Origin of the sequence: Pseudaquidulcibacter saccharophilus, from assembly GCF_019455445.1 — a bacterium.
Classification (GTDB): domain Bacteria; phylum Pseudomonadota; class Alphaproteobacteria; order Caulobacterales; family Aquidulcibacteraceae; genus Pseudaquidulcibacter; species Pseudaquidulcibacter saccharophilus.
In genome coordinates this window covers 122628-147742 of the sequence record NZ_JAHWUS010000004.1, presented here as the reverse complement: position 1 = coordinate 147742, position 25115 = coordinate 122628, and the positions used below count along the sequence as shown (strand labels likewise).

At 40.6% G+C, this 25115-nt stretch carries 16 protein-coding genes; 7 read left to right on the top strand and 9 right to left on the bottom strand.

The features are described from left to right. The first annotated feature begins 739 nt into the window (after positions 1 to 739). The gene (locus KXV15_RS11985; protein ID WP_240008446.1) at positions 740 to 2044 is read left to right on the top strand and encodes a DUF5690 family protein; all 1305 of its coding nucleotides are present in this window, start codon (positions 740 to 742) and stop codon (positions 2042 to 2044) included. After that, complete coding sequence (locus KXV15_RS11980) at positions 2041 to 2583, top strand: HD domain-containing protein (RefSeq protein WP_240008445.1); 543 nt, start codon at positions 2041 to 2043, stop codon at positions 2581 to 2583. The genes KXV15_RS11985 and KXV15_RS11980 overlap by 4 nt, the downstream gene beginning before the upstream one ends. Before the next feature lie 14 nt (positions 2584 to 2597). Here the strand turns inward: KXV15_RS11980 and pbfA are convergent, their stop codons facing one another. The 3 genes from pbfA to KXV15_RS11965 all read right to left on the bottom strand — a co-directional run bounded on the left by pbfA (position 2598) and on the right by KXV15_RS11965 (position 8076). Further along, complete coding sequence (pbfA, locus tag KXV15_RS11975) at positions 2598 to 3998, bottom strand: (R)-1-hydroxy-2-aminoethylphosphonate ammonia-lyase (RefSeq protein WP_240008444.1); 1401 nt, start codon at positions 3996 to 3998, stop codon at positions 2598 to 2600. A 191-nt stretch (positions 3999 to 4189) separates the two neighbouring features. Then, positions 4190 to 5125 carry a LysR family transcriptional regulator gene (locus tag KXV15_RS11970; RefSeq protein WP_240008443.1) on the bottom strand — a complete coding sequence of 312 codons (936 nt, stop codon included), beginning with the start codon at positions 5123 to 5125 and terminating at the stop codon, positions 4190 to 4192. A gap of 119 nt (positions 5126 to 5244) precedes the next feature. Then, positions 5245 to 8076: a TonB-dependent receptor gene (locus KXV15_RS11965; RefSeq protein ID WP_240008442.1), complete on the bottom strand. Its 2832-nt coding sequence runs from the start codon at positions 8074 to 8076 to the stop codon at positions 5245 to 5247. A gap of 435 nt (positions 8077 to 8511) precedes the next feature. Between KXV15_RS11965 and KXV15_RS11960 the strand changes: the two genes are divergently transcribed. The 5 genes from KXV15_RS11960 (at position 8512) to KXV15_RS11940 (ending at position 14309) form a co-directional block, all read left to right on the top strand. Beyond that, complete coding sequence (locus KXV15_RS11960) at positions 8512 to 10671, top strand: phosphocholine-specific phospholipase C (RefSeq protein ID WP_240008441.1); 2160 nt, start codon at positions 8512 to 8514, stop codon at positions 10669 to 10671. A 1-nt stretch (position 10672) separates the two neighbouring features. Then, complete coding sequence (locus KXV15_RS11955; RefSeq protein WP_240008440.1) at positions 10673 to 11608, top strand: purple acid phosphatase family protein; 936 nt, start codon at positions 10673 to 10675, stop codon at positions 11606 to 11608. Then, positions 11609 to 12733, top strand: a complete 1125-nt coding sequence (locus KXV15_RS11950) for a TIGR03364 family FAD-dependent oxidoreductase (protein WP_240008439.1) — start codon at positions 11609 to 11611, stop codon at positions 12731 to 12733. Continuing rightward, complete coding sequence (gene phnX / locus KXV15_RS11945) at positions 12733 to 13542, top strand: phosphonoacetaldehyde hydrolase (RefSeq protein WP_240008438.1); 810 nt, start codon at positions 12733 to 12735, stop codon at positions 13540 to 13542. The genes KXV15_RS11950 and phnX overlap by 1 nt, the downstream gene beginning before the upstream one ends. A gap of 152 nt (positions 13543 to 13694) precedes the next feature. After that, entirely contained in the window at positions 13695 to 14309 is a 615-nt protein-coding gene (locus KXV15_RS11940; RefSeq protein WP_240008437.1) for a TetR/AcrR family transcriptional regulator, read from the top strand. Here the strand turns inward: KXV15_RS11940 and KXV15_RS11935 are convergent. From KXV15_RS11935 to KXV15_RS11910, 6 genes are all read right to left on the bottom strand, one after another. Beyond that, positions 14302 to 16089, bottom strand: coding sequence for an alkaline phosphatase D family protein (locus KXV15_RS11935; RefSeq protein ID WP_240008436.1), 1788 nt, complete (start codon positions 16087 to 16089; stop codon positions 14302 to 14304). The two genes, KXV15_RS11940 and KXV15_RS11935, sit on opposite strands and share 8 nt — an antisense overlap. A gap of 48 nt (positions 16090 to 16137) precedes the next feature. Beyond that, positions 16138 to 18468, bottom strand: coding sequence for a TonB-dependent receptor (locus tag KXV15_RS11930; protein ID WP_240008435.1), 2331 nt, complete (start codon positions 18466 to 18468; stop codon positions 16138 to 16140). A gap of 351 nt (positions 18469 to 18819) precedes the next feature. Beyond that, on the bottom strand, positions 18820 to 20103 hold the full coding sequence (locus tag KXV15_RS11925) for a sugar MFS transporter (RefSeq protein ID WP_240008434.1): 1284 nt from the start codon (positions 20101 to 20103) through the stop codon (positions 18820 to 18822). Positions 20104 to 20122: 19 nt separating this feature from the next. Continuing rightward, a complete protein-coding gene (locus KXV15_RS11920) occupies positions 20123 to 21337 on the bottom strand; it encodes an MFS transporter (protein ID WP_275671629.1) in 1215 nt (404 codons plus the stop codon). 41 nt (positions 21338 to 21378) lie between these two features. After that, complete coding sequence (locus KXV15_RS11915; RefSeq protein WP_240008432.1) at positions 21379 to 23595, bottom strand: beta-glucosidase family protein; 2217 nt, start codon at positions 23593 to 23595, stop codon at positions 21379 to 21381. Positions 23596 to 23608: 13 nt separating this feature from the next. After that, positions 23609 to 25114: a tryptophan halogenase family protein gene (locus KXV15_RS11910; protein WP_240008431.1), complete on the bottom strand. Its 1506-nt coding sequence runs from the start codon at positions 25112 to 25114 to the stop codon at positions 23609 to 23611. Position 25115: the final 1 nt, after the last annotated feature.

Sequence of the window (25115 nt, the reverse complement as noted above, 5' to 3'; positions counted from 1 at the left end):
GCAAATGAGCGCAAAAATTACCGTCGAGACCTATCACTAAATCCCGCCATATTGTCTTCACTCATTGCTTGAGGTCGGCTTAACTAGTCGCTTCAACCAACCATGTCAACTACCATCTGCAGTCAACAATGAATTAAGTTCAGTAGATATCAAAATTGAAATTTTCCGAACTTAGCCCAAACAAAAGAGAACAAAAAACCTGTCGGATTTTTGATGTCCGCCAGTTTCTAGCCGCTCGTTGCTTGAGGACGCACTAAGTATTCTTTTCAAATGCTAGAGTCAACCGCCACTTGCAGCCAATGCTGTTTTAAAGTTTGCATTTAATTTCAAGGCATTAATTTTATTAGTTAAATTAAAGATATACAAATAAGCAGAGAATTATATATCCGCACTTCATATTAGCCGATACTGGCTATTTTAATAAAAAACCCAAATTACATACACGATAATTGTTGTTTTAAACATTCGTGGGAAATTTATATCCCATATATATGACCGCATCCTGCATTTTACCCATTTAAGCAAATGCTTGTAATCAAACCATCATAAATAATAATTATAAAAGCATCCAACAAATAACAATTAAGTTATGTTTGGACCACGTCGGGGTGATTAAAACAACCTATAAATAGGGCATTTTTGCGATTCTTAACTTTATGTTTGATGCGCAAGATAAATTAATACAACTAAAACCACCCGCCAGTTCAGACATTGCACCATATAATAAAGAAAGATTGCAATGAGTAAAATAACCAAATTTGTGGCTCGTGGGGGTTCATTTTGGATCGGCCTATATGGTCTTAGTGCCGCTTTTATTACATATTTTTCGATGTATGCATTCCGTAAACCATTTGCGGTTGGAACCTATGAACATATTTCAGGTTGGGCATATGACATTGATTTCAAAGTTGCAATCGTAATTGCCCAGGTGTTTGGATATGCATTATCTAAAATGCTTGGGATTAAGGTGAATTCAGAGGCAAATCCCAAAATGCGCCCATATATGATTATTGGCATGATAAGTATTTCATTAGTATTCTTAGCGGCATTTGCAATCGTTCCCGCCCCCTTGAAAATAGTTGCAATATTTGGAAGCGGTCTTCCACTTGGCATGATTTGGGGGCTAGTTTATTCATATCTTGAAGGTCGCCGTATCAGCGATGTCTTGGGCGCGGGCCTTGCCGTAAGCTTTATTGTTTCATCAGGCGTTGTTAAATCGGTTGGCAGAAGTCTTGTTGTTGAATATGGCGTTCCAGAATTATGGATGCCGGCACTAACTGGTGCAATATTCTTCCCAATAATGCTGATATCGGTTTTTTTCCTGTCACAAACCCCACCGCCAACCATCGAAGACATAGAAGCCCGCATGGAAAGAACCCCCATGTACCATGAACAACGGGTTGCCTTTGTAAAGAAAACTGGCTTCGGGCTTTTGATGCTGATTCTAACCTATGTGATTCTTACTGCACTCCGTGATTTCCGTGATAATTTTGCGGTTGAGATCTGGGGCGCACTTGGTTTCAAAGATGAGCCAGCGATTCTATCACTTACGGAACTACCCGTTGCCTTATTTGTAATGGTGATGTTTTCACTTACGACAATCATAAAGAAAAATACTAATGCCGTTTTATTTTACCATTTAATGATTATTGGCGGCGCGCTATTGGCACTTGTGGCAACACTTGCCTTTCAGGCCCATTTAATTGGCCCGATAAGTTGGATGATTCTTGTGGGTGCGGGTATCTATACCGGATATGTTCCTTATAATAGTGTTCTCGTGGACCGCCTTACCGCGGCGGTTCATAGCCCCGGAAACGCTTCGTTTGTTATGTATCTTGCTGATTCTAGTGGTTATGCAGGTTCGGTTGGGCTTTTACTGTTTAAGAATTTCGGCAATTTAAAACTTAGCTGGCTAAGCTTTTTTATGAATGCTTGCATCTATTCGGCAATATTAATCACGCTATTCGCGCTTTTATCCGTGGCATATTTCAAATTCCGCGTTTTTAAAATCAATCATGAAAATCAAAGGATTGAAACAAAATGAGCAATTTCCCCCATGTTGAAACCTTTGAGAATATTTCTGAATTAGAATCGTATTTGCAGATTATGAAAAATATGGTCTGTGAGGTTGAAGGGCTTTCAGAACTCGACCACGGTCTACAAACCGCATATGAGCTGGAATTAATGTCACCAGAAGATAAAGAGTTGCAAATCGCGGGACTTTTGCACGATATCGCCCACCAGCAATGCCATATTCGAGATCACGAACAATATGGCGCAAGAATGCTTGAAAAAGTCATGCCGATTCGCATCCGTGAATTAATTGCGCAACATGCGAACGCAAAACGCTATTTAGTAAGTGTCAATAAAACATATTATGACAAACTTACACCAACCAGCAGATCCTCGTTTGAAGACCAAGGCGGACTTATGAGTGATTCTGAAATCAAAGCATTTGAACAGCACGAGCTTCGTGACGATTTAATCAAAGTTCGCGTCGCCGATGATTTGGCAAAAACACCTGGACGCAAAGTTCATGACATTGAATATTGGCTAAATGATTTAAGGGCTGTGGCAATTTAATTTATCAATTGCCATTAAACACATGCAAATGCTTGTTCAAGTTTGGTTAAACCTAGATCAAACTCCTCATCACTTATAGTTAGTGGTGGCGTAAGGGTGATGACATTACCCATTGTAATCTTGAACGAAAGCCCAAATGAAAGGGCACGATACATTATTTTATCCGCTAATTCTAAATCAGGCTCTTGTGAAACTTTATCTTTCACGATTTCAAGCCCAATTATTAGACCGCGGCCGCGAACATTCGTTATAAAGCCATATTCCTCTTCAAGCTTGCTAAGTCTTTGAATTGCACGATTTCCCAATTCTTCTGCACGATTTGCAAGATTGTCCCGTTCAACAATTTTTATGGTGGTTAATGCCGCCATCGCCATGACCGGATTTTTTTCATGTGTATAATGGCCAAAGGCCCAATCTTTGCCGCCATCTAAATCGGCGCGCGCAATAACCGCCGCCATAGGCAAAATACCACCGCCCAAGGACTTACCCAAAACTACCATATCAGGTGAAACATCTTCATGAGCGAATGAGAAGAATTTTCCAGTGCGTCCAAGACCACTTGGGATTTCGTCAAATATCAGCAGGCTATTATGCCTATCACATGCTTCACGAACCTTTTTCCAATATCCTTTTGGTGGAATATAAGGGACTACGCGGGTTGGCTCGGCGATTACTGCGGCAATGTCTGCTTCACGCTCAAGGGCATAGGCCGCCATATTTGCACATGCCAGACCACAAGTTTCATTATCTTTATGACCATATGGGCAGCGGTAACAATTAAATGGCGCAATATGGTTTGCACCCGCCATCAACGGACCAATTGGCCCCGAACGGAAAAGCGATTCGCCACCCACGCTTGCTGCACCAAAACCCGCACCATGAAAAGCATCCCAGAATGAAAGGGTTTTGTGACGCCCAGTTGTGGCGCGCGCAATTTTTAACGCAATCTCAATAGCATCAGTACCACTTGGTGCAAACAAGACCCGCCCATTATGGCCAGTATTTTTTTTGAATTGCTCACACAGCTTTTCGGCAAGCTCAACAGTACGTTCACAAGTAAAGCGCCGCGGCACAAATGCCAAATCCTGCATTTGTTTATTTATAGCGGCAATTATTTCAGGATTAGCATGCCCCAATAAATGAACATTATTACCATGAAAGTCGAGATATTGATTACCAGCAGTATCTTTCAGCCAACTTCCTTTTGCTTCCACAAGTGCGGAAAGACATGGCGATGAAACCGATTGATGAAAAAAGGCATTAGCGTCACGATTTATAATATCCCAACCATCTTCATCAATATTTGCCATCTGCCAATCGCGGCGATTGGGCGAAGTATTGGTATCGCTTTCCGACTGTGACGGACTGTTTTGCATTTTAGTGAATGATTGCTTTTCAAGATTTTGTATCGACATTTATTAGATTCTTATATTCCGTTTCAATATTGAATATAATAAAATTCATATGTGAAGTTAATATATATATCTAAAAATTATTTACATTCACTGCGAATTAAACGCAGCGATTTATTTACGAACCAATGCAAATCGTGAAACACAACGACCAAATCACCGATATTTAAAGGGTTTTTGTCAGCTTTTTAGAATCAAAGCCCACCGTTTGACATGCGAATAAAGGCATTTACAGCCGGAATTTCTAGATTTTCCTTAAGACAGGTTAGATACACACCGGCTTTTTGTTCAAGCCCCAAAAGCGGCAGGGCTTTTAATCTTTTATCTTCGCCAATTTCGCCATCAAGAATCGTTCCGAAACCCATACCATTGACCACCGCCTCCTTGATTGCTTCGCGGCTTTCAACCGTGAAAACGGGGCGGAATTCAAGACCAACTTGTTTGTGTGCAAGTATGGTTAAGGCGCGCGTAACGGATCCTTCTTCACGCGTTACTAATGCAAGCCCCGATAAATCCTCAACATGAATTTCATCGCGTGAGGCAAAAGGATGGCTAGCAGGTACTAAAAGATTTAACCCTTGGGGGGCAACTAAATGGCATGCCAATGTAGCATCGGGTTCAAGCAGTGAAATGAGTGCAACATCAGTACGACAATCGCCAAGACTTCCTAATAAATCGTTGGTGTTACCGTGCTTTGCCGAAACTTCAATATCAGGATAAGTTCGCATAAAATGGCCAATTAACTTAAGCGCCACCGATGGAATTGAATATCCCACCATCAAACGGCCACGTTTTAGGCCAATAAATTGGCGCGCAATAAACTCAAAGTCATCCATACGGTTTATAACAAGACGTGCACGTGTATAAAGTTCGCGCCCCGCTTCGGTAAGGGTTTGATTTTGGGTTCGGCGATGCAAAAGCCGCACACCGCAGGCTTGTTCAAGGGCAATAATTTGATTTGAAACATTGGGTTGTGAAACCCCTAATTCCTGCGCTGCCTTGGAAAAGCTGCCCTGGTCAACAATGGTTACAAATGCCCGTAATGCCCCAATAGACAATCCATTGGCTTCACGTCGTCCTTTGGTGCGTTCGCTATTCTTACCATTAGAACCATCAATTGAATCAGACATAACCTGCCACACTAAAAAATTATAAGATTTATCTAAGCAGAATCCGGACAAAATGCAAATACCCCGAATCGCTAAATTCGGGGTATTTTTCGTGGAAGGGAAGGTATTATGAAACTGTTTTAGTGGCTATATGCAAAACGTAAAACAAAGTTACGTCCTGGCTCCATATAGTCTTTTTGATATGATGGGCTTTTGCCTTTTGTGGTGTAATAACGATGTCCATCAAGAATGTTTTGGGCATCAAAATCAACGGTCATTTGCTCGCTCACATGGTAACGTAAGTGTAGATCAAGTGACTTATTCGGCTGCACCCATTTATCAACCGCATTATCGCGGAAGTCTTCGATATATTCACCTGAATATTGATATGCCAATTTACCTTCGATGCCATATTTCTGGTATGTTAGGGCGACGTTATATTGTCTGTCTGGGCATTGAATAAACGGCGTCTTTTTACCTGCACGATATGGTTTTCCAGTATCAGCCTCTGAAGTTTGGAAGGTTGCATTTACCTCAACCCCAAAACCATCAAATGGCGCAATCATACCGTCAAATGACTTAATTAAATTAAGCTCAAGACCTGTAATGTTTGCAGTCTTGCCATTTTGCGGCTGAGTGATGGTGATTGTTCCGTCTTGGGTATCGGCGTCAACCGCTTGACCGTTGGTAAAAATGAAATGGTCAATATTTTTATGGAACAATGTCGCACTAACCACGCTCATACGGTCTGGATAATATTCAGCAGACAAGTCGATATTGGTTGAATATGCCGGCTTAAGATCAGGGTTTCCACGTGAAATGGTTACGATCTCGTGCGCAGAGTTTCTGCCAACTGATTCCCCACGAAGAATATTTGTATATTCAGGGCGTGAGAAACTAGTCCATAGTGCGCCACGATAAACCACTTTTGGTCCCAAGCGCCAAATTGCGGTTACAGATGGAAGGGCAACAGTATAGTCTTTTTTGGTTGTTCCAAAACCTGAATTACTTCCGTCATCGACCCATGCGGTATTTTTCACATCGGTGCGCTCAACGCGAAGACCAGAAATAACTGTCAAATCGTCAAAGTGCATATTCGCAAGGCCATAAAGTGCGATTACAGCTTCGCTACCCTTTTTGTCGTCTGCATTTAATTCTTCATAAGAATAAGTTGTTGGATTTGCGGCCTTGGCGGCATTAATCGCGGCAATAACTTTTGCACGGTCTAAGATTGAGCCATAATAATATGTATTATGGTCAATACCCGTAACTTGTCGCTCAACCAGACCCGAGCTAGCCAATGTGGAATTTTCAAGTGCTGTTCCGTCAACTGTGCCATCCCAAATTGGTGTATAGTCATAATCACGTTCAGATTTGTAATATTTGAAACCAAGTTTTACATAATCAATGAAATTATTCATTTTGTATTTGGCATCAAATTTCAAAGCCGTACGTTTGTCGGTTTGTTCGCTTTTATCAAAGCCGGCGCCATCGAATGGCAATAAATCATCGCGGTGATCAACATTCTTTGCATACGCCGGTAATTGCGCCAATGGGAAACGTGGGTCGAATGAAGACCAAAGAATCCCTGTTGAAGTAAACATCGGGTCGGTTGAACATTTATCGCAATTGAAGCCAATGCTATAATGACCAGGGTCACCTTTTTTACCATATGAATAGCTTAGGTCATAATCAAACGTCCAATCACCATACTGGCTTGTGCCGCCGGTATTAAAGGTTGCGAGATCTGATTCTTGGTCTTGGGTTTCAAATGAACGTGCAAATTGGAATGCCTTTGGATCCCATACACCCGAACGACCATATAATGACCAATAAGATGAACTTTGGACATCGGCATCAGTAATGATTCCGTCTTTATCCTTATCAACGATTTGCGAAGTGGTATAACCGTAAATATTTCCTTTTACGGCATCGTGTCCGGTTATCATCTGCTCTGGTTGAAGCAATGTTGTATCATCAACATTTACTTGTTTAAGGCGGTTTGTTTTACGGCTTCTTTCATCGGTATAATCATTTGTACCAGTACGGTTTAGCTTCGCATATTGACCGCGGAAATATAATTTATTGTTGTCATCGTGATAATCAATTGAGAAGTTACCGCCATATCTTTCCTGTTCGCCACGACGGTAATCAAGGTCGATGCCTGGCAAATACATTGAACGCTCGTCAATTGCTTCAGTTGAATTAAGGCGGAAGTGGTATGGCTCCCACTCACCATCATTTTCGGTTTCTTCGTTGTGATAATAAGATTTACCATAGTTTACAGAGCCAAATACGCCCCATTTACCATTATCAAAAAGGTGTGATGCATCAAGTTGGATTTGGCTTGCTGTTGATTTTTCACCCTGTGCCTCGGCACGATCATTATAACCAACGCTGCCGAATGCACGAAATACGTCTTTTTTGAAATCAAATGCATTTGGGGTAATGAAATTCACCGTACCACCAATCGCGTCACCATCCATATCAGGGGTAAGGGTTTTTGAAACAACGATTGATTTCAAACCATTTGGCGGTAGAACTGTCATAGACATTTTGCGGCTATCAGTATCAGTAAGCGCAACCCGGACGCCGTTGATTGCATAGGCATTATAAGTGCCACCGAAACCGCGAATCGAAACGAATTCACCTTCACCGGTTTCTTGGTTTACTACAACGGTAACACCAGGAACACGTGCCAAGGCATCGGCAACGTTTGCATCGGGTAATTTACCCAAATCATCGGCGGAAATAACATTTACGATATTTGCCGAATTTTTTTGCTGATTAATTGAATTGGCATTTGAAAGACGCTGACCAACAACAAGAATAACATTCTTATCATTTGCGGTCGTATCAGCATCTTGGGTTTGCGCATAAGCAGACATTACCGGCATTGCCAATAAAGATGCGCCGCCCAAAAGGGCTGCACGGCATCCAATCCGCGTAAGTTTTTTTAACTTTTTAAACATTTTAACACTCCTGGGTTCCAACAGCTTTGGTGACGCATTAGTGTTTCATTCCGTGCCCAATCGTTATTTCATCTATCGATTTTTCCAAGCCCGTTTAATTGTTATATATAATAACAAATAATGAAACTAGCTTTCTTATAGTTTTTTAATATGAAAGTTTCTTAACGCTTTTTTATTGTTTATAAAAATATCGCATATAATTACCAAACAAGCGGCATTTTTGCCCATTTCCCTTATTATTAACGTCTAAAATCTTTTGGTAGAAATAGTGAAATCATCCAAAATAAACATTTATAAACGGATGATAGTGGTATTATGAATGCATTTTTACATAATAAAATAATGATATTGACACATTTCTTATAAATATATTGAATATAAATATGCGATGAACATCAGACGCCTTGTCAAAATTGCAACTTGCTGGAGAATTCCATGAGCAACCCATTCAATCCAAATCGCCGCAATATTATTACTGCCGCAAGCGCCGGCATCAGCATCGCAATGCTAAACAGTATTGAAAAGGCGATGGCAACCCCCGCCAATAACCATACTGGCACGATAAAGGATGTCGAGCATATAGTAATCCTTATGCAAGAGAATCGCGGTTTTGACCATTATTTTGGAAACTTCCCTGGGGTACGCGGACAGGGTGACCCAAGACCATTACGTTTAAGAAATGGGCATAGTGTTTGGCGCCAACCGTCAGAACAACATAAAGACGGTTATGTAATGCCATATTGGGCCGATAGCAAAACCGCAAATGCCTATGTTGTTGATGGTGCAGATCAAGGACATCACGCCGCGACCCTGATTGTTAACAATGGTCATTATGACCAATGGGGGCTTTCGAAGCAATTACACAACCGTATGGCATATTATAAAGCATCCGATTTGCCGTTTTACCATGCTTTGGCGGCGAATTTCACAATTCTTGACGCATATCATTGCTCAACCCTTACCCAAACCTATCCCAACCGCCTCCATTTATGGACAGGCTGCAACGGTGCAGGAAAGGTTGGCGGCATTCCCGTTCTTAGTAATTATGGCGAAGACGAGACCCCAAGCGCCAATATGGATGAAGATCAACAAATAAAGGCCTATGAATGGACCACCTATGCCGAACGTTTAGAAAAAGCAGGAGTGTCGTGGAAAGTTTATCAAGAATACGACAATTTTGGCGATAATATCCTGTCGGTATTTAAACCATTCCGCCCATGTGACAAAAACTCTAACCTTTATAAGCGCGGTCGCGCTTGGGTCTCTGAACATAAAGAGGGGGCAGACCGCACCCGTTCAGATGGTCAGCAATTGGTTGAAGCCTTTAAACAAGACGTAATGGCCGATAAATTGCCACAAGTTTCATGGATTGTTACGGCGGCGGCATTATCGGAACACCCAAGATGGACGCCCGCCGATGGCGAGAATTTAACTGCAAAACTTATTGAGGCACTATTATCCAACCCCAAAGTTTTTGCCAAAACCGCTTTCATTATAAATTATGATGAAGCCGGTGGTTTTTATGATCATATGTTACCACCAATGCCACCAGCTACTAAGGCAGATGGTTATAGCGGGGTTGATATAAATGGTGAATTTAAAGATTATGATGCCGATCCACAACCTGGTGTAAAAGGCAAACAACCATTGGGGCTTGGAATACGCATTCCATCAATGATTATATCTCCGTGGACGCGTGGCGGTTATGTTTGCTCAGAAGTATTTGACCATACTTCAACAATTAAATTTATAGAAAAGCGTTTTGGCGTCTTCGAACCCAACATTAGCGATTGGCGAAGAGCAATTTGCGGTGACTTAACCTCCGCATTTGATTTTAAAACACCAAATAGCAAATTGGCGGATTTAAAACTTCCAAATACCGATGATTACAAGCAACGCCTTGCACACGCGGCGCAACAACCATCTTTAAAAATTCCTGATTTACAATCGGCGGGCGGTCAAGTCGCTGGTCAAATGGGTTTGCGCCCTACCCCATATCGCCTAAAAGCCGATGCAATTTCAGAAAATGAAAATTTCTTCGTAAATCTTGCCAATAATGGCGCATCGGGTGCAGTTTTCACAATTCACGACCATGCCGCATATGATATTGCAGGGCCATGGCGATATACATTGGATAAGGGGCAAAGCTATAAAGCAGGTGATTGGAATAATGAAGGGCGCCATTTATATGACCTGCACATACATGGGCCAAATGGGTTTTATCGCCATTTTGCGGGAAGAACCGTATCGCATGACAAACCAATCCAAGATCCATTAGACGTTATTTTCAATGAAGATTATAGAACAGGCGCAATCACATTAATCATTAGCAATAAAACCGATAAAGATATCGAAATAGAATTGGCAATGGATGATGATTATAAGGTTGCAAACAACGAGCAACAAACAACAAAAATCATTATCAACCCAACAAAATCCACAAATATTTCATATTCACTTATCAATTCATCCGGCTGGTACAGCCTAAAACTGTCACACAATCAATCTAATGAATGGTTGCGCCACTATGCCGGACATGTGGAAACTGGAAGGGCCAGCAAAACCGACCCAGGCATTGGCAAGATGGTTTTATAAGATGACAAAAGATATTTTAAAAATTGGCCGCCGGGCATTATTAAGACAATTATTCGCTGGCTCAGCGCTCGCAACAATGCTTGAAACACAGGCATTTGCACAAACCCCAAAAAGCTTACGCTTCTTGGTAATTGGTGATTGGGGGCGTTATGGCACGCCGCAACAAAAAAAAGTTGCACAGGCAATGGCCGATGCCGCAAATGAAAAACCATGTGATTTCATAATTTCTGTTGGCGATAATTTTTATAATGCCGGCGTAACATCAATTGATGACCCGCATTGGCAAAAATCTTTTGAGCAAGTCTATCAAGCGCCTTCTTTGCAAAAAGATTGGTATGTCGCATTAGGGAACCATGATTATGGTGGCAATCCACAGGTGCAAGTAGAATATACCAAAATTTCAAAACATTGGAAAATGCCGTCGCGCTATTATAAAATCCCTGCCTATGTGCCTGATATTGATATTTTTGTCATTGATACCACACCTATTGTCTGGAAAAATAATAGTCCATCGCCCGAACAAATTGCCAAAATTTCTAATCAGGACATTGAGACACAACTAAACTGGCTTGATACAGAATTAAATGCGTCAAAAGCCAAAACGAAATTGGTAATTGGTCACCACACGATTTTCTCAGGCGGCAGCGTGCACGGTGATGGCAAAGAAATGATTGCCAGCGTCTTACCCATTTTGAAGAAGCATAATGTAAAAGCCTATATCAATGGCCATGACCATGATTTGCAATATATTGTGCGTGATGGGTTTTCGGCAATAACGTCTGGCGCAGGTTCTGAAGCACGCAAAGTTGACGCCGTAGCAGGCACTAAATTCTGCAAATCAGAGCTTGGATTTCTGATTGTGGAAATCAACCCCAATGAGATGTGGATTGAATTCAAAAATTCTGAAAACAAAACCCTTTATTCAGGCATGGTTTAAATGTGCAATATGTTGGATAATGAAAAATATGATTTAGTGATTGTTGGCGCAGGGGTTGTTGGCCTTGCCCATGCCTATCTTGCAAGCCTAGCAGGTCTTAAAGTCGCGGTTATTGAAGCCAATTCAGCACCAATTATGGCATCAATTCGCAATTTTGGCTTTGTAACCGTTACAGGCCAACAACGCGGGCATTTTTACAAACTATGCATGCGCACCCGAAATATTTGGGCCGATATTGCGCAAAAGCATAATCTTAATGTTCTTCACCAAGGGCTTTATATGGCGGTGCGCCGCCCAGAAGCAGAGGCTGTCTTGGAGGCATTTTTGAAAACCGAAATGGGCGAGAATTGTGAGATTTTAAAGCCATCGGAAACAAACATTCCATTCACATCAAAAATAAAAGCAATCTTACATTCGCCCCATGAAATAAGAATTGAATCGCGTGAAGCCCTTCCCTTTCTGATAAATATTTTAAAGTATGAAATGGGCGTAAAATTCTTTTTCAATTCACCTGTTTTATCGGTAACCAATGGCAAGGCATATACCAATAATGGTGCAATTAAATATGAAAACGCGGTTGTTTGCCCAGGCGATAATTTAAACGGCCTTTATTCCGAATTAATTGCATCGCTAGGAATAAAAAAATGCAAATTGCAAATGTTGCGCCTTGAAAACCCTGGCTTTAAGTTCAATGGCGCGATTATGTCTGACCTCGGCCTTACACGCTATTTGGGTTATAGCGAACTACCTGAAGCCGAAGCATTAAGAAAAAAACTACAAAAAGAGCAATCAGAACACCTAAAAGAAGGAATTCATTTGATTGCCGTGCAATCTGCAGATGGGTCCTTAATTGTTGGTGATAGCCATGATTACGATAACCCAGACACACCATTTTCCCACGATTATATCGACAATCTAATTCTTGATGAATATTCGCATGTAATCGGCACCCCACCGCCAATTCGTGAAAGATGGGTTGGAACATATGCCACCGCGCCAAACCGTCTTTATCTAGATGATACACCAGAAGAAAATGTAAAATTAATCATCGTGACTTGTGGTGCAGGTGCCTCAAGCGCATTCGGGATAGCCGAAGAAAATCTTATAAATATGGAGTTGTTATAATGTCTGATTATCCAATTAAAGCCGTAATATTTGACTGGGCGGGCACTATGATTGACTTTGGTTGTCTGGCACCCGTTGTTGCCATGCATAAAACTTTTTCAGGTGCGGGCATTGAACTTGAAGACGCACAAATCCGTGCCTTTATGGGCAAGGCCAAGCGTGAACATATTAAATCAATTCTTTCGCTTCCCGAAGTTTCCCAAAAATGGGCGGATGTGCATGGTCAAGCATTCACAGAGCAGGATATTGATCATCTTTTCAATGATGTAACCCCACATATGGAAGAAGCGGCAGCAAAATATTCAAAATTAATTGATGGCGCAAAAGAAATCGTTGAGTCTTTGCGAAATAATGACGTCAAAATTGGCTCTTGCACTGGTTACAGCCGTCAAATGATGCAACCAATCCTTATCAATGCTGCCAATCAAGGCTATGAACCTGACACATTGGTTTGCGCCGGCGAAACCACAGAAGGACGACCATCTCCATTGATGGCGTGGAAAATTCTGGTTGAACTTGGGGTTTGGCCGGCACGTGCTTGTATCAAAGTTGATGATGCGGAAGTAGGCATTCAAGAAGGCCGTGAGGCCGGAATGTGGACAGTTGGCGTCGCCGCCAGTGGCAATGGGATTGGCCTTTCGGAACAAGATTTCAATAATCTATCAAAAAGTGAACAAACCGAATTGGTTAAAAAATCTGCCCAAAGCCTTGCTGACGCAGGCGCTAATTATGTTGTTAATTCGGTTGCCGATTTAAAAGAGATTATTCCGGTAATTGCAAAACGTATCAGTAATAATGAAAGGCCTTGATAGAATTGTCGTGGGCTTGATTGTATAAATTACAACAACTCATCACATCATATAATTTTGGTGTCACCAACCATAAATATTCGTGCAAAGATTTAAAGTTTAAATCATATAAAGGGTTTATATTTGAATATTTATGATATAGCCTGAATATTATGGTAAAAGACGTTGCTGTTATTCTTGATTCTAATGCTAAAAAGCACGGGCCGCGTGGTCGACCTTTTGACGAAGATAAAAGCAAAAAAATCATACAAGCAACTTGGAAAATATTGTCCCAAGAAGGTTATGATGGCCTAACATATGAGGCGGTAGCCAAAGAAGTTGGAAGCAATCGTGCAACGATTTATCGTCGTTATCCATCGAAGGCAAAACTTGTTCAATCGGTTATGCGTGAAACACTATATTCCCTGCGTCCCGATGAAAATGATGATATTTCGCCACGTGAAGCGATATGCAATCTTGTGCAGATCGGTATTGATTATCTTGCAGATTACCGTGGCAGGGCAATTTTGAACGTTGCAACCATTGCCCACAAATCACCAGAACTTGCCGAAGTTTTCAATCTGCACCTTAATGCAATTACCCCTTATTATGAGAAGCAATTCAAAAAAATAGTGCCAGATGCCCCAAACGAAACAATTGATTTCGCCATGAATACCCTAATCGGTGGTTTTTTTTACCACATAGTTGTTAGACGAATTAATATCAGCAAAGCACAAATCGAAACTATTGTAGATCAAGCAATAAATATATTAAAAACCACTAGATAAGCTTTAACCGCTCTAGGCCACCATTCTGTGCTGGTTTAATTACCGATGATTTCAACAAAAATGGCTTATATTCTTTGCTAAACACTGTGCTAACACCTATTAAATCAACTTTCGCCTCATCCTTATTTAAGGTCAAGACAGCGAAGCCGCGTGTTAAATGATTGCAGAATAAAACTTCTTTGCACTTGTTGCTATATTCTGGGCCAAGCTCAAGACCGCCTAGCATATCGCCAAGACTTGAACTGGTTATAGAGGTTGTTCCAATTTCGGCGGCAATCATTTTTCCTGATTTATTATTTAGTTCATTAAGCCAGAAAGCGTGACTATCGCCAGAAAGCACAATTGTGCGTGAATTGGTTTTTTCAAATATATCGTCAACCCTTTGGCGTGCCGCAGGATAGGCATCCCAACCATCGAAACCAAACGGAAGATCTTTTGGTAGGTTTTCTAATTGTTTAACCCATGGTCGCAATTTTGGTGACATATGTGATAGTGTTTTGTCCCATCTATCTTTGCCCATAAAGTTCGGGATATCAATTCCCAAACAATTGGCCATGACAACCTGATTGCCAATAATTTGCCATGCCTTGTCTGATTGCACAGATTTTGTGATTTCTTGTTCAAGCCATTTTTCTTGCTCGGCACCAAATACTGTTCGCTCTGGGGCATTTATTGAGGCCCGTAAAGAAACATAATCTGGCTTAATTTCATAATTATTTGGGATTTCTTTGCCAGCAGCAATCAGCCCTAAAATCTCTCTGGTTTTGTTTTGGTCGCTAATAACAATCGGGTTATTTTTATCGGAATTATCAATTACAGTCCACCTTACATCAGACGGGTTTTGTATATCTATTTGACGACTACGCCCGACGAGACGGTTTTCCATCATTATAATGCTTGCAAGATTACCAATTTGAAAAACACGGTTGATGGCTTCGGGACGCTTGCCTTTTTCTGGCTCACGGATAGGAATCCATTCATAATATGCAAGAACAGATGCCTTGGCACGAACTTTCCAATCGCCCTCATTAGGTTGGTGATCTTGCGCACCACCAACCCAATCATCATTGGCAGTTTCATGATCATCCCAAACACAAATCCATGGTGCGCGCGCATGTGCCGCCTGTAAATCAGGGTCAAGACGATAACAAGCATAGCGTTCGCGGTAATCTTCGAGTGTTACGGCTTCATGCGCCGGCATCGGATAACGCCCAATTTTTTCACCAATTGTCATGCCAAGTTGGTCAGGATTGCTGCCATATTCATAAATATAATCGCCAAGATGTAAAACAACATCAAGGTTTTGCATATTCGCAATCTCTTTATAGGCATTATAAAACCCACACGAGAATAATGCACATGATGCCGCAACAATCACATAATCTTCAACATTGCCAATTGGCAAAGTGCGGGTTTTACCAATCGGCGATACAATATCACCACACTTAAAACGGTAATAATAATCCGTATATGGTTTTAGCTCGGTTGCATCGACTTTTACGGTATAATCATAACTTGAGTTGGTTTTTATCTTTCCATGATTGATTAGCTTTTTGAAACCTTCATCTGATGCAATTTCCCAATCAACCCAAATGTCGTTATTTTCATTGGCTTCAGGTGTAACACGTGTCCATAGAATAACGCGGTCCTGCAACGGATCACCAGATGCAATACCGTGCAGAAATTTAACTCTTTTGCTTTCAGCAGCCTTTGCATTTGTTGCAACTGCACCCGCCAAAACACCTGCTGCGCCCAGAATCCCACGTCTATCTATTTTCATAGTCAACCCCAATTCACTTTTAATAATGAATGATATGCCACACAAGAATTACAGTTTTATATTGATTTCCAAACGAACAGTGCGACGCGCACCCGCCACAAAAGTTGGCATCCCAAATGAATCGCCTGTATTGCCGGCATCAACCAAATATTTTTCATCAAGTAGGTTGTCGCCAACCAAAGATGCCGTCCATTTTTGTGAAGATGGTGTATAATTAACCTTAGCACTTAAGAGCCCAAATTCTTTCTGGAATTCATCAACTTTGGTGTCTGAAAATGCTGCTGGTGAACGAACTTGCAAATCAGCCCTGTCATTATCATCGGAGAAGAATATTTTTGACTGCCAGCTATATAATGGCGCAAAACTTATGACACCATTTTGCAGATTTTTTGATAAATTCATGCCAAGCGCAAATTTATTATCTGGACTATTTCGGAAAAAGTTCCCTTTAAATGCACCAGATTCAAAACGCGCACGATTATAAGCATACGAACCAAATACAGAAAAATCTTTAGTGATTTTATAGCTTAATTGGCTTTCGAACCCTGTCGCAGAGGCATCACCGGCATTAATAGTTACCAATACGCCTTCGTTGCGCTGCTTGGTTTGGAAATTTGAATAATTATAATGATAAACCGATGCATCACCAATTAAGTTGCCGTTTAAAAGCGCAAATTTCACACCAGTCTCAGCAGATTTTAATTCTTCTGCCGGAATAATATCGCCACCGCCATTTGAATTAAGCTCTAGCATCGATGGTCGTTTACCAATGCCATAAACCGCATAAATATTGACACTAGGGTTAAATACATAGCGCAAACCAACACGACCCGTTGTAAGGTTTGATGAAATGCTTCCACTTACCACAGAGCCATTAGGCGTCATTGTCATCAAAAGACCTTTACCAGTAAGTTTTGAAACCCCATTTGGCGTTGTCACTTGTAATGTTACGTCTTTTTGATCATGCGTAACACGTCCACCGGCAAAAATTTCAAAATTATTGGTTAGGTGATACGTGCCATCGGCAAAGAAATCATATGTTTCAATATCTGCGGTTAATGCCTTTCTGTCGATATGTGACGGTTTATAAACAGCCGCCGCCGCACCTAGCATTGAGTTAATCTGTGAATTTGTAAGACCGATTGGTGCATATTTATGTAAAACGCCCTTCATTAAAAGAGCAACGGCACGTTCATCGGCGGCAAGGTCAGTATTTGCATCATTATTAGCTTTGAAATAACTTGCGCCAACGAAGCCATCAAACTTCCCAATATTCTTAAAATTCATGCGTAATTCTTGGGAATATTGTTTTCCAGCATTGCATTGTTCATAAGCAAGAATATTTGTCGTTGTGCCGTCAATATCGCCTGCTTGGCATGCATTATACCAACGATACCCACTTATAGAAGTAAGTTCAGCTTTATCATTTATACGATAATTAGTTGTTCCACTTAGGCCAAGCACTTTACGCTTGGTATATGGTGCAGGCAAAGTTCCAAATGTGCCTATATGGGTTGCAGTCCAAAAATCTGTTGTACCCTCAACCGCGCCAGTTGCCTGATTAACTGGAAGGAATGTTGCCGATTTGAATGCACCACCGCTTTTGGTGTCATCTAAATCATAGGTTCCAGTAAATTTAAACGAAAGGGCATCTGTTGGCAAATATTGCGCCGAAAGGCGAAAGGCTCTTGCATCGACATTATTATAAGTATCACCAGTTTCAGCATCTTTTACATAGCCGTCTTGCTTATGAATCAATGCCGCGAGACGAACACCAAAATCATCAGATATCGGCGCGTTAATAACCCCCTGAACCAAGCCATAATTATGATCGCCGACACCCAGTTTGTACTCGGCACCGAATTCGCTATTTGGCATTTTTTGAAAAGTTGAAATACCACCATTAAGCGCCGAGCGACCGTGTAATGTGCTTTGTGGCCCTTTTTCAACTTCAATCCTATCAACGTCTAAAATCTCAGAATATGCAGACGCGATTTGTGTAATTGGAACACCATCTTGAAAAACCGCGACCCGTGGTTCAAATGCCGGTGAAATATCATCTGATGTAATGCCACGCAAAGAAATACCAGGAAGAAGCCTATCTTGTAATTCGATAACCAAACCTGGTGTAATTTGCGCAACCTTATTTAATTCAGTTGCGCCGATACGGTTTAGAAAAGCGCCATTATAAGCACTTAGAGACATTGGAACTTCGGTGATTTTTTGCGAACGTTTTTGTGCTGTAACAATTATTATTTCATTATTATCGGTCGAATTGTTGGCAACAGCTTCCACGGCTTGGGCACTTGCGCTTGAAACGCCCCAACAAGACATAATTATTGTAAGAAATGATATGTTATAAAAAAGGTGTTTTTTCACGAAAGCCCCCATCAGCTATAAACGGTACGTTCGTGTACTATTTATATGTGAAGCTTTTGTGTAATTATTCAAAACAAAATATTTTATCACCCTGCGGATACGCAATGTGTTGTTTTCATTGATTATATAGATTGCCGTCACCATCAGCATTGCTAAATCATAGATTTAAACTTTTCGCCTGTATGCGCGAACAAAATGCTTTTAGGCTTGTATCTTTACACCTTATACAAAACACCCTGCTCAAAAGTTATAACTTTCATTTGAGTTGAACGCATTTCCAATAAGCAGGGCAGGGTCAAATTTAAATCACATGTGGAATCTTAGAAAGATTTTGAGGCAATCTCGAAAATGTTAACTCGATGCTTTGCTTGTATAAAATCCATAAGATGCAATCATTAAGTAACATAGCGCCGGTATGGTCAAAGAAGCGGCAAGACTATGGGTAATATCAGCGGCAACACCTGTAAGAGGGGGGATTATTGCCCCGCCAACAATTGCCACACAGATGATACCAGACCCATCTGCCGCCCGTGTTCCAAGGTTTTCTGAAGCAAGGCTAAAAATGGTTGGAAACATTATCGAATTCATTAATCCAATTGCCAATAAAGAATATCCTGCAATTATTCCGCTTGAATTAGATGAAATCAAAATCAGTGTAATAGCACCAGCAGCAACAGCAGCCAGCACTAGACCAGGGCGAAACATCCGTAAAACTGCGGATCCGATAAAGCGGCCAATTAAAGCCCCTCCCCAATATAGTGGAATATGTTTTCCTGCATCTTGCTCTGTTAATCCTAATGTATGGCTTTGCATTAGATAGTTCACAATAAGCGAGCCAATTGCAACCTCCGCACCAACATAGAGAAATATACAAGCCACCCCTAAACCAAACCGTTTTTCTTTTAGAAGATTGAAACTTCTAAAGAATGAACCTGTTTCATGCTTTTCGCCAACCAAACGATTACGGTTCATCCACACTACGCTGGCAATAATTAAAATTGCAAGCGCAAGGAATAGATATGTTTTAACTATTACTTGTGTCTCTGTGGCACGGTAAACCGCTAGTGCTGCTGCATCAATTGTTTTGGGGTCAATTTTATTCAAACCACCCAAAATAATTAACGAACCAAGATACGGAAAAATTGTTGTGCCAAGCGAGTTAAAGGCTTGCGCAAATGTTAGTCGGCTATGAGAAGTTTTTGATGGGCCAAGCAAAGATATTAGTGGGTTTGTTACAACTTGGACAATTGTAACACCACTTGCCAAAACGAATAGTGCAAGCAGGAATATTATGAATTTAGCGCTGTATGATGCAGGTATAAATAATAGACATCCAACAAGCATTGTTAAAAGTCCAACGACAGCCCCGCGCATATAACCGATGCGTTTAACCAAATGCGCCCCAGGAATTGAAATAACAAAATATGCGGCAAAAAATGCGGACTGCACCAACATGACCTGAGCATAATTAAGTGAGAAAAGCTCTTTCAATTTTGGTATCATTACATCGTTTAAGCTGGTTATTCCCCCAAAAATGAAAAACAAGCCCATTACAAAAAACTGGAGCTCAGGAGCATTGATATATGATGCCTCCTGTTCGTTGTCGCTTTTAGAATTTGTGCAAATATTTGTCATATTTATCCCCCTATAATTTTTATTGATTTTGCAATTCTTGTTTCAGCTTTGTTAAAATTGCGGCAAGCAAAGTTAACGGTATAATCAAAACTAAATATGTAAACTTACCACCAATCAATTGAAACACATTGCCCACTATAATACTTCCCGTAGTACTTCCAATTGCAGAAAATACGATAATCAATGCCGACATTGAAGCATGTTGCTTTTTTGGTAAAGACGATAGAATAACTGAATTTAGCGTCGGGTATATTGGCGCAATGAAAAAACCAACTAATGGTAAAATATAAATTTGCACAGGCGCCTGTGACCATTTTGATATACTGTTTGTAACATTGGGCAACCATATTACAGAGGTTATAATTAAAGCTATTGCCATAAATATTGAAACAATTAATGGTAAAAACCAATTAATGCGCCTGAATATCATACCATATAAAATACGACCAGACGCAGATGCCCCCGCCATTAAAGAACCAATTTCAATTGCAAGACTAGGGTCAGCTTTTAATATTTCACGATTAAATGTTGGCAGCCAAGTTGATAAACCTTGTTCAATCAAAACATAAACAAACGCACCCAATAGAAAAAAAATTGTGAAGCTATAAACCAGCAATCCCTTTGTAGCCGTATAGAAATTTACGGCTTCGGTTTTTTCGTGTTTTTCATATTCAGGAATTCTGATTAGCATCCAAATCAAACTTGAGATGCCGCCAATAACAGCCAAAAGCCAATAAACGCGCAACCATTTAAGTGATGTCTGATCTATATCATCTACAAAATACGCAAAAACCCATGCGCCAATCAATACCCCAACCATAAACATGCCTTCTACGGTCGATGTTAGGGAAGCATGTTGTTTACTGTCATTCGTAATTAAACCAATTATTGGATACACAGATACTTTTATGAAAACAAAGCACACACCAACAATAATGAAGAGTATTTTAACGGTGGTAAACGATGGAAATATCGGCATCAACATGCACGCAAGTGAAGTTAGTACAAGCGATGCTATGACCACCAATTTATAGCCGAAACGATATGCTATTCCAGCGGCAAAAAAGCTAACAATTACAGCTGGAATATCTTTGTACCCATCAAGATATGACGCCGCATCCTTCAACAACCCAAATGATAAAATTGATTGTGAAATAACGGCGCCAGCCGAGGATAGCAACATAGCATAATAAATATACAGAATTATAAGTGAAAGCTTTTGATAATTCTGCATCTATTATACATTCATTCGTAAAATACTCATTGGCAATAATTTTAATCCAATATTGTTTCTTCAAGTTTGACTTTAATCTTTTGAATATGTTGAGCAGATGATTTCGATAAAGTAAAATCATAATCACCGCCTTTTATGACCCATTTCTTTATTTCAGGATTATAAACAGCGAGTGTTTTCGGGTTTATTTCAATAGTTCCGCTTTTCTCTTGCATTTTTGCTAATTGCATTTTTTTGTAACCCACCAAACGTTTAGGTGCTTCCCATAAATCGCTGCTTGGCATAGCATATATCTGGGCAATTGCCTTGCCATCAACTTTTGAATTGTTTTTAATTGAAAAATTAACGGTCACTTTTGATTTATCTGCACGAACTTTAAAATTTTTCATTTCAAAATTTGAATAAGACAATCCATAGCCAAATGGAAATAGCGGAGTTTGATTGGTTTTATCGAGCCATTTATAACCGACTGCCGCACCTTCAATATTATAGTCAACGCTCACCCGACCCTTTAATTGACTTGGATTATTTACGGCAATGCCAACCTCATCACCCCCAAGCTTTGGTCTTGGGATTTGATTTATTGAGGTTACAAAACTTGCCGGAAGGGCACCCGATGGATTTACTTCACCAACGAGAACCCGGGCAATTGCTTTTCCACCTGATGTTCCAGGGTACCACGCCTCAATAACTGCGCCAACTTTATCAAGCCAAGGCATAACCACCGGCCCACCAGTTTGCAAAACCACGACAGTATTTGAGTTTGCAGAAGCAACTTTTCCTATTAGTTCATCAGCATTGTTTTGAAGATTTAAATTAACGACATCAACACTTTCACCAGTCCATTGGTTTGCAAATACAATTGCTAAATCAGCTTTACTTGAAAGTTCTGCGGCTTTGTTAATATCTGCACCGTCATAATAAGTTATTTCGGCGGTGGTAAGCTTTTGTAGTTCTTTTAATGGAGAAGACGGATAAAACACCATTGGGCCAGGGAATTCAGCCGGTCCTTCATTTGGTATTGCCATTCCCCCAACAGGATAAACTTGGGAAGAACCACCGCCAGACAGAACACCCTTGTCAGCATGTCCACCAATTATAATAATTTTCTTGGCTGTTTTAGAAATTGGCAAAATATTTCGATCATTTTTCAAAAGAACAATAGACTCTTCGGCTGCTTCTTGGGTAATTTTTCCATTTGCAACAAAATCTATCTTTGCCGATTGGTCACCATTTAATGGTTTTTCAAACAAGCCATTTTCATGCATAGCAAACAATATGCGGCCTACCATATCATCCAATCGCGCTTCACTAACGTGATTATTGTTAACTGCCTCATCTAGGGCGCCTGCAAAATATGGCGATTTATCAAAAGGATAACCTGATTGTTGATCAAGACCTCGATTAGCTGCCGGGATTGTAGAATGGGTTGCCCCCCAATCTGACATAACATATCCTTTAAAGCCCCATTCATTTTTCAAGACTTTATTTAATAGCCAATCATTCTCACAAGCATAATCACCATTAACACGATTATATGCACACATTACGGAACCAGGCTTCCCAATTTCATTGGCAATTTCAAATGCCAATAAATCAGATTGACGTGCTGCCTGCTCACCAATTTGTACGTCAATTGTGAAGCGGTTAGTTTCCTGATCATTAAAAGCAAAATGTTTTAATGTGGATATAATATGATTAGACTGAATGCCTTTAATAGTATTTCCTGTAATAGCACCTGAAAGAAGTGGATCTTCTCCGGTATATTCAAAGTTACGACCATTTCGAGGTTCGCGTAATAAATTTGCGCCACCAGCAAGCATGACATTAAAGCCTGATAACCAGGCTTCGTTTCCAATCATTGCGCCACCTTTATATGCGATTTCATCGTTAAAAGTTGCGGCAATCGCTATACCAGATGGCAATGCCGTTCTTTCCCTTGGATTAGGCGATCTTTGCGTGGCAACGCCAATACCAGCATCTGTTTGTGATTGTGCCGGTATTCCAAGGCGAGATATGCCTTCAATATAACCAGCAGAGTTAGGCATTCCATTCTTTGGTGCCGTACTTTTTAGCCAAGCAGCAGTTGTCGAAAAATACCCCATCAACATTTGAAGTTTTTCTTCACGCGTCATTTTTTTTACTAAATCATTTGCATAATTTTCACTCATTGATTGAGCCACTGCATGATTAGAAACAGCAACAACAATCATCGCCGCGCATCCCGCTAGCGACTTGCCTAGGTATGAATTTTTCAAGTTACGCTCCCTTTTATTGTGCCTTACAGTTTTCATTTATGAACTGCTTTAAAGTCGGCAATTTTCTAACATAATTGTCCAATTCAGGTTTTATTTTCCCCAAAAATTGAACTAATTCCTCTAATTCCAAAGCGTCAGCTAAAAAATTATAACGCTTTGGCCTTACACCCATGCCTTCAAATATCGAATACCAAGATGGCGCGCGGAATAACTCCTCTGGGCCAGTCTCTCTTAGTGCGGATGATTTCTTGAAAACCTCGATTTTATTACGTAGGTCTTGTGTAATGGGTTGGTTTTTGCACCATCGCCAAAATTCCGTGTCTTCACGCTCTGTGAGACAATAGTGTGCAACAATGAAATCCTTAATTTCAATATAGTCGTTGGCAATACGTCGGTTAAAATCGTTCGCCAAAACGGCATCGCAATTTTTGTCTGGAAAATATCTGAAGAAAAAATCCAAAGTGCGATAAACTAAATGTATTGCAGTTGATTCAAGCGGTTCAATAAATCCTGACGCCAACCCCAAAGACAATACATTCTTTGACCAAATCTCTTTTCTCATTCCCGACTGGAACGGCACCACCATAGGATCAGTTATTGGTTTTCCTTGAACCTGAGATAATAATTTTGCCGTTGCTTCATCATCAGATATAAATTGAGATGAAAAAACATAACCATTACCAGAACGTGATTGTAGAGGTATTCTCCAGCGCCACCCAAAATCTTGCGCTGCTGAAGTTGTATAAGCATCAGGAATGTCAGTATTTTCAGTCTGTACGGCAATCGCACGGTTACAGAGCAATTCATTTTCCCATGAAATGTAACCGACCCCCAAGCTATCTCCGATTAAAAGCGCACGAAACCCTGTACAATCTACAAAAAAATCGGCATCCAATACTTCGCCGCGCTTGGTTGTTAAAGATTTTATAAATCCGTTTTCGTGCTTTTCAACGCGTTCAATCAAACCCTCTATTCGCTTCACGCCTTGTGATTCAGAGTGTGTTCGTAAATATTTTGCCGCCAATTTTGCATCAAGATGCAGCGCGAATGCAGCGTTGTTTATTGGGCTTCCTTGCGCCATAATCGGTAACATAAATCGATTTTCGCGTGCCATGACGCTCGAGGGTGAAAAATCTTGAAGAGGAATATCAAGCCCGTTTTGCGTTGCATATAACCATGCGTTATAGAAATCAGTATTTCCAATATTTGCACCAATTTGCCCAAATGGGTGGAAATAGCTTTCACCAATTTTATGCCAATCATCAAACTTGATGCCCAACTTAAAACTTGCATGACACTTTTTAATAAAATCTTGTTCATTAATTCCAAGATTTCTTAAAAGACCAAGAAATGGCGGAATAGTAGATTCGCCGACACCAATCGTACCAATTTCATCTGATTCAATCAGGACAATTTCAAGACGTTCTTTTGGTATGTGGGTGGAAAATAATGCTGCGGCCAGCCATCCAGCAGTACCACCACCGGCGATGATAATTTTTTTTATTTCGTTATTTTGCATA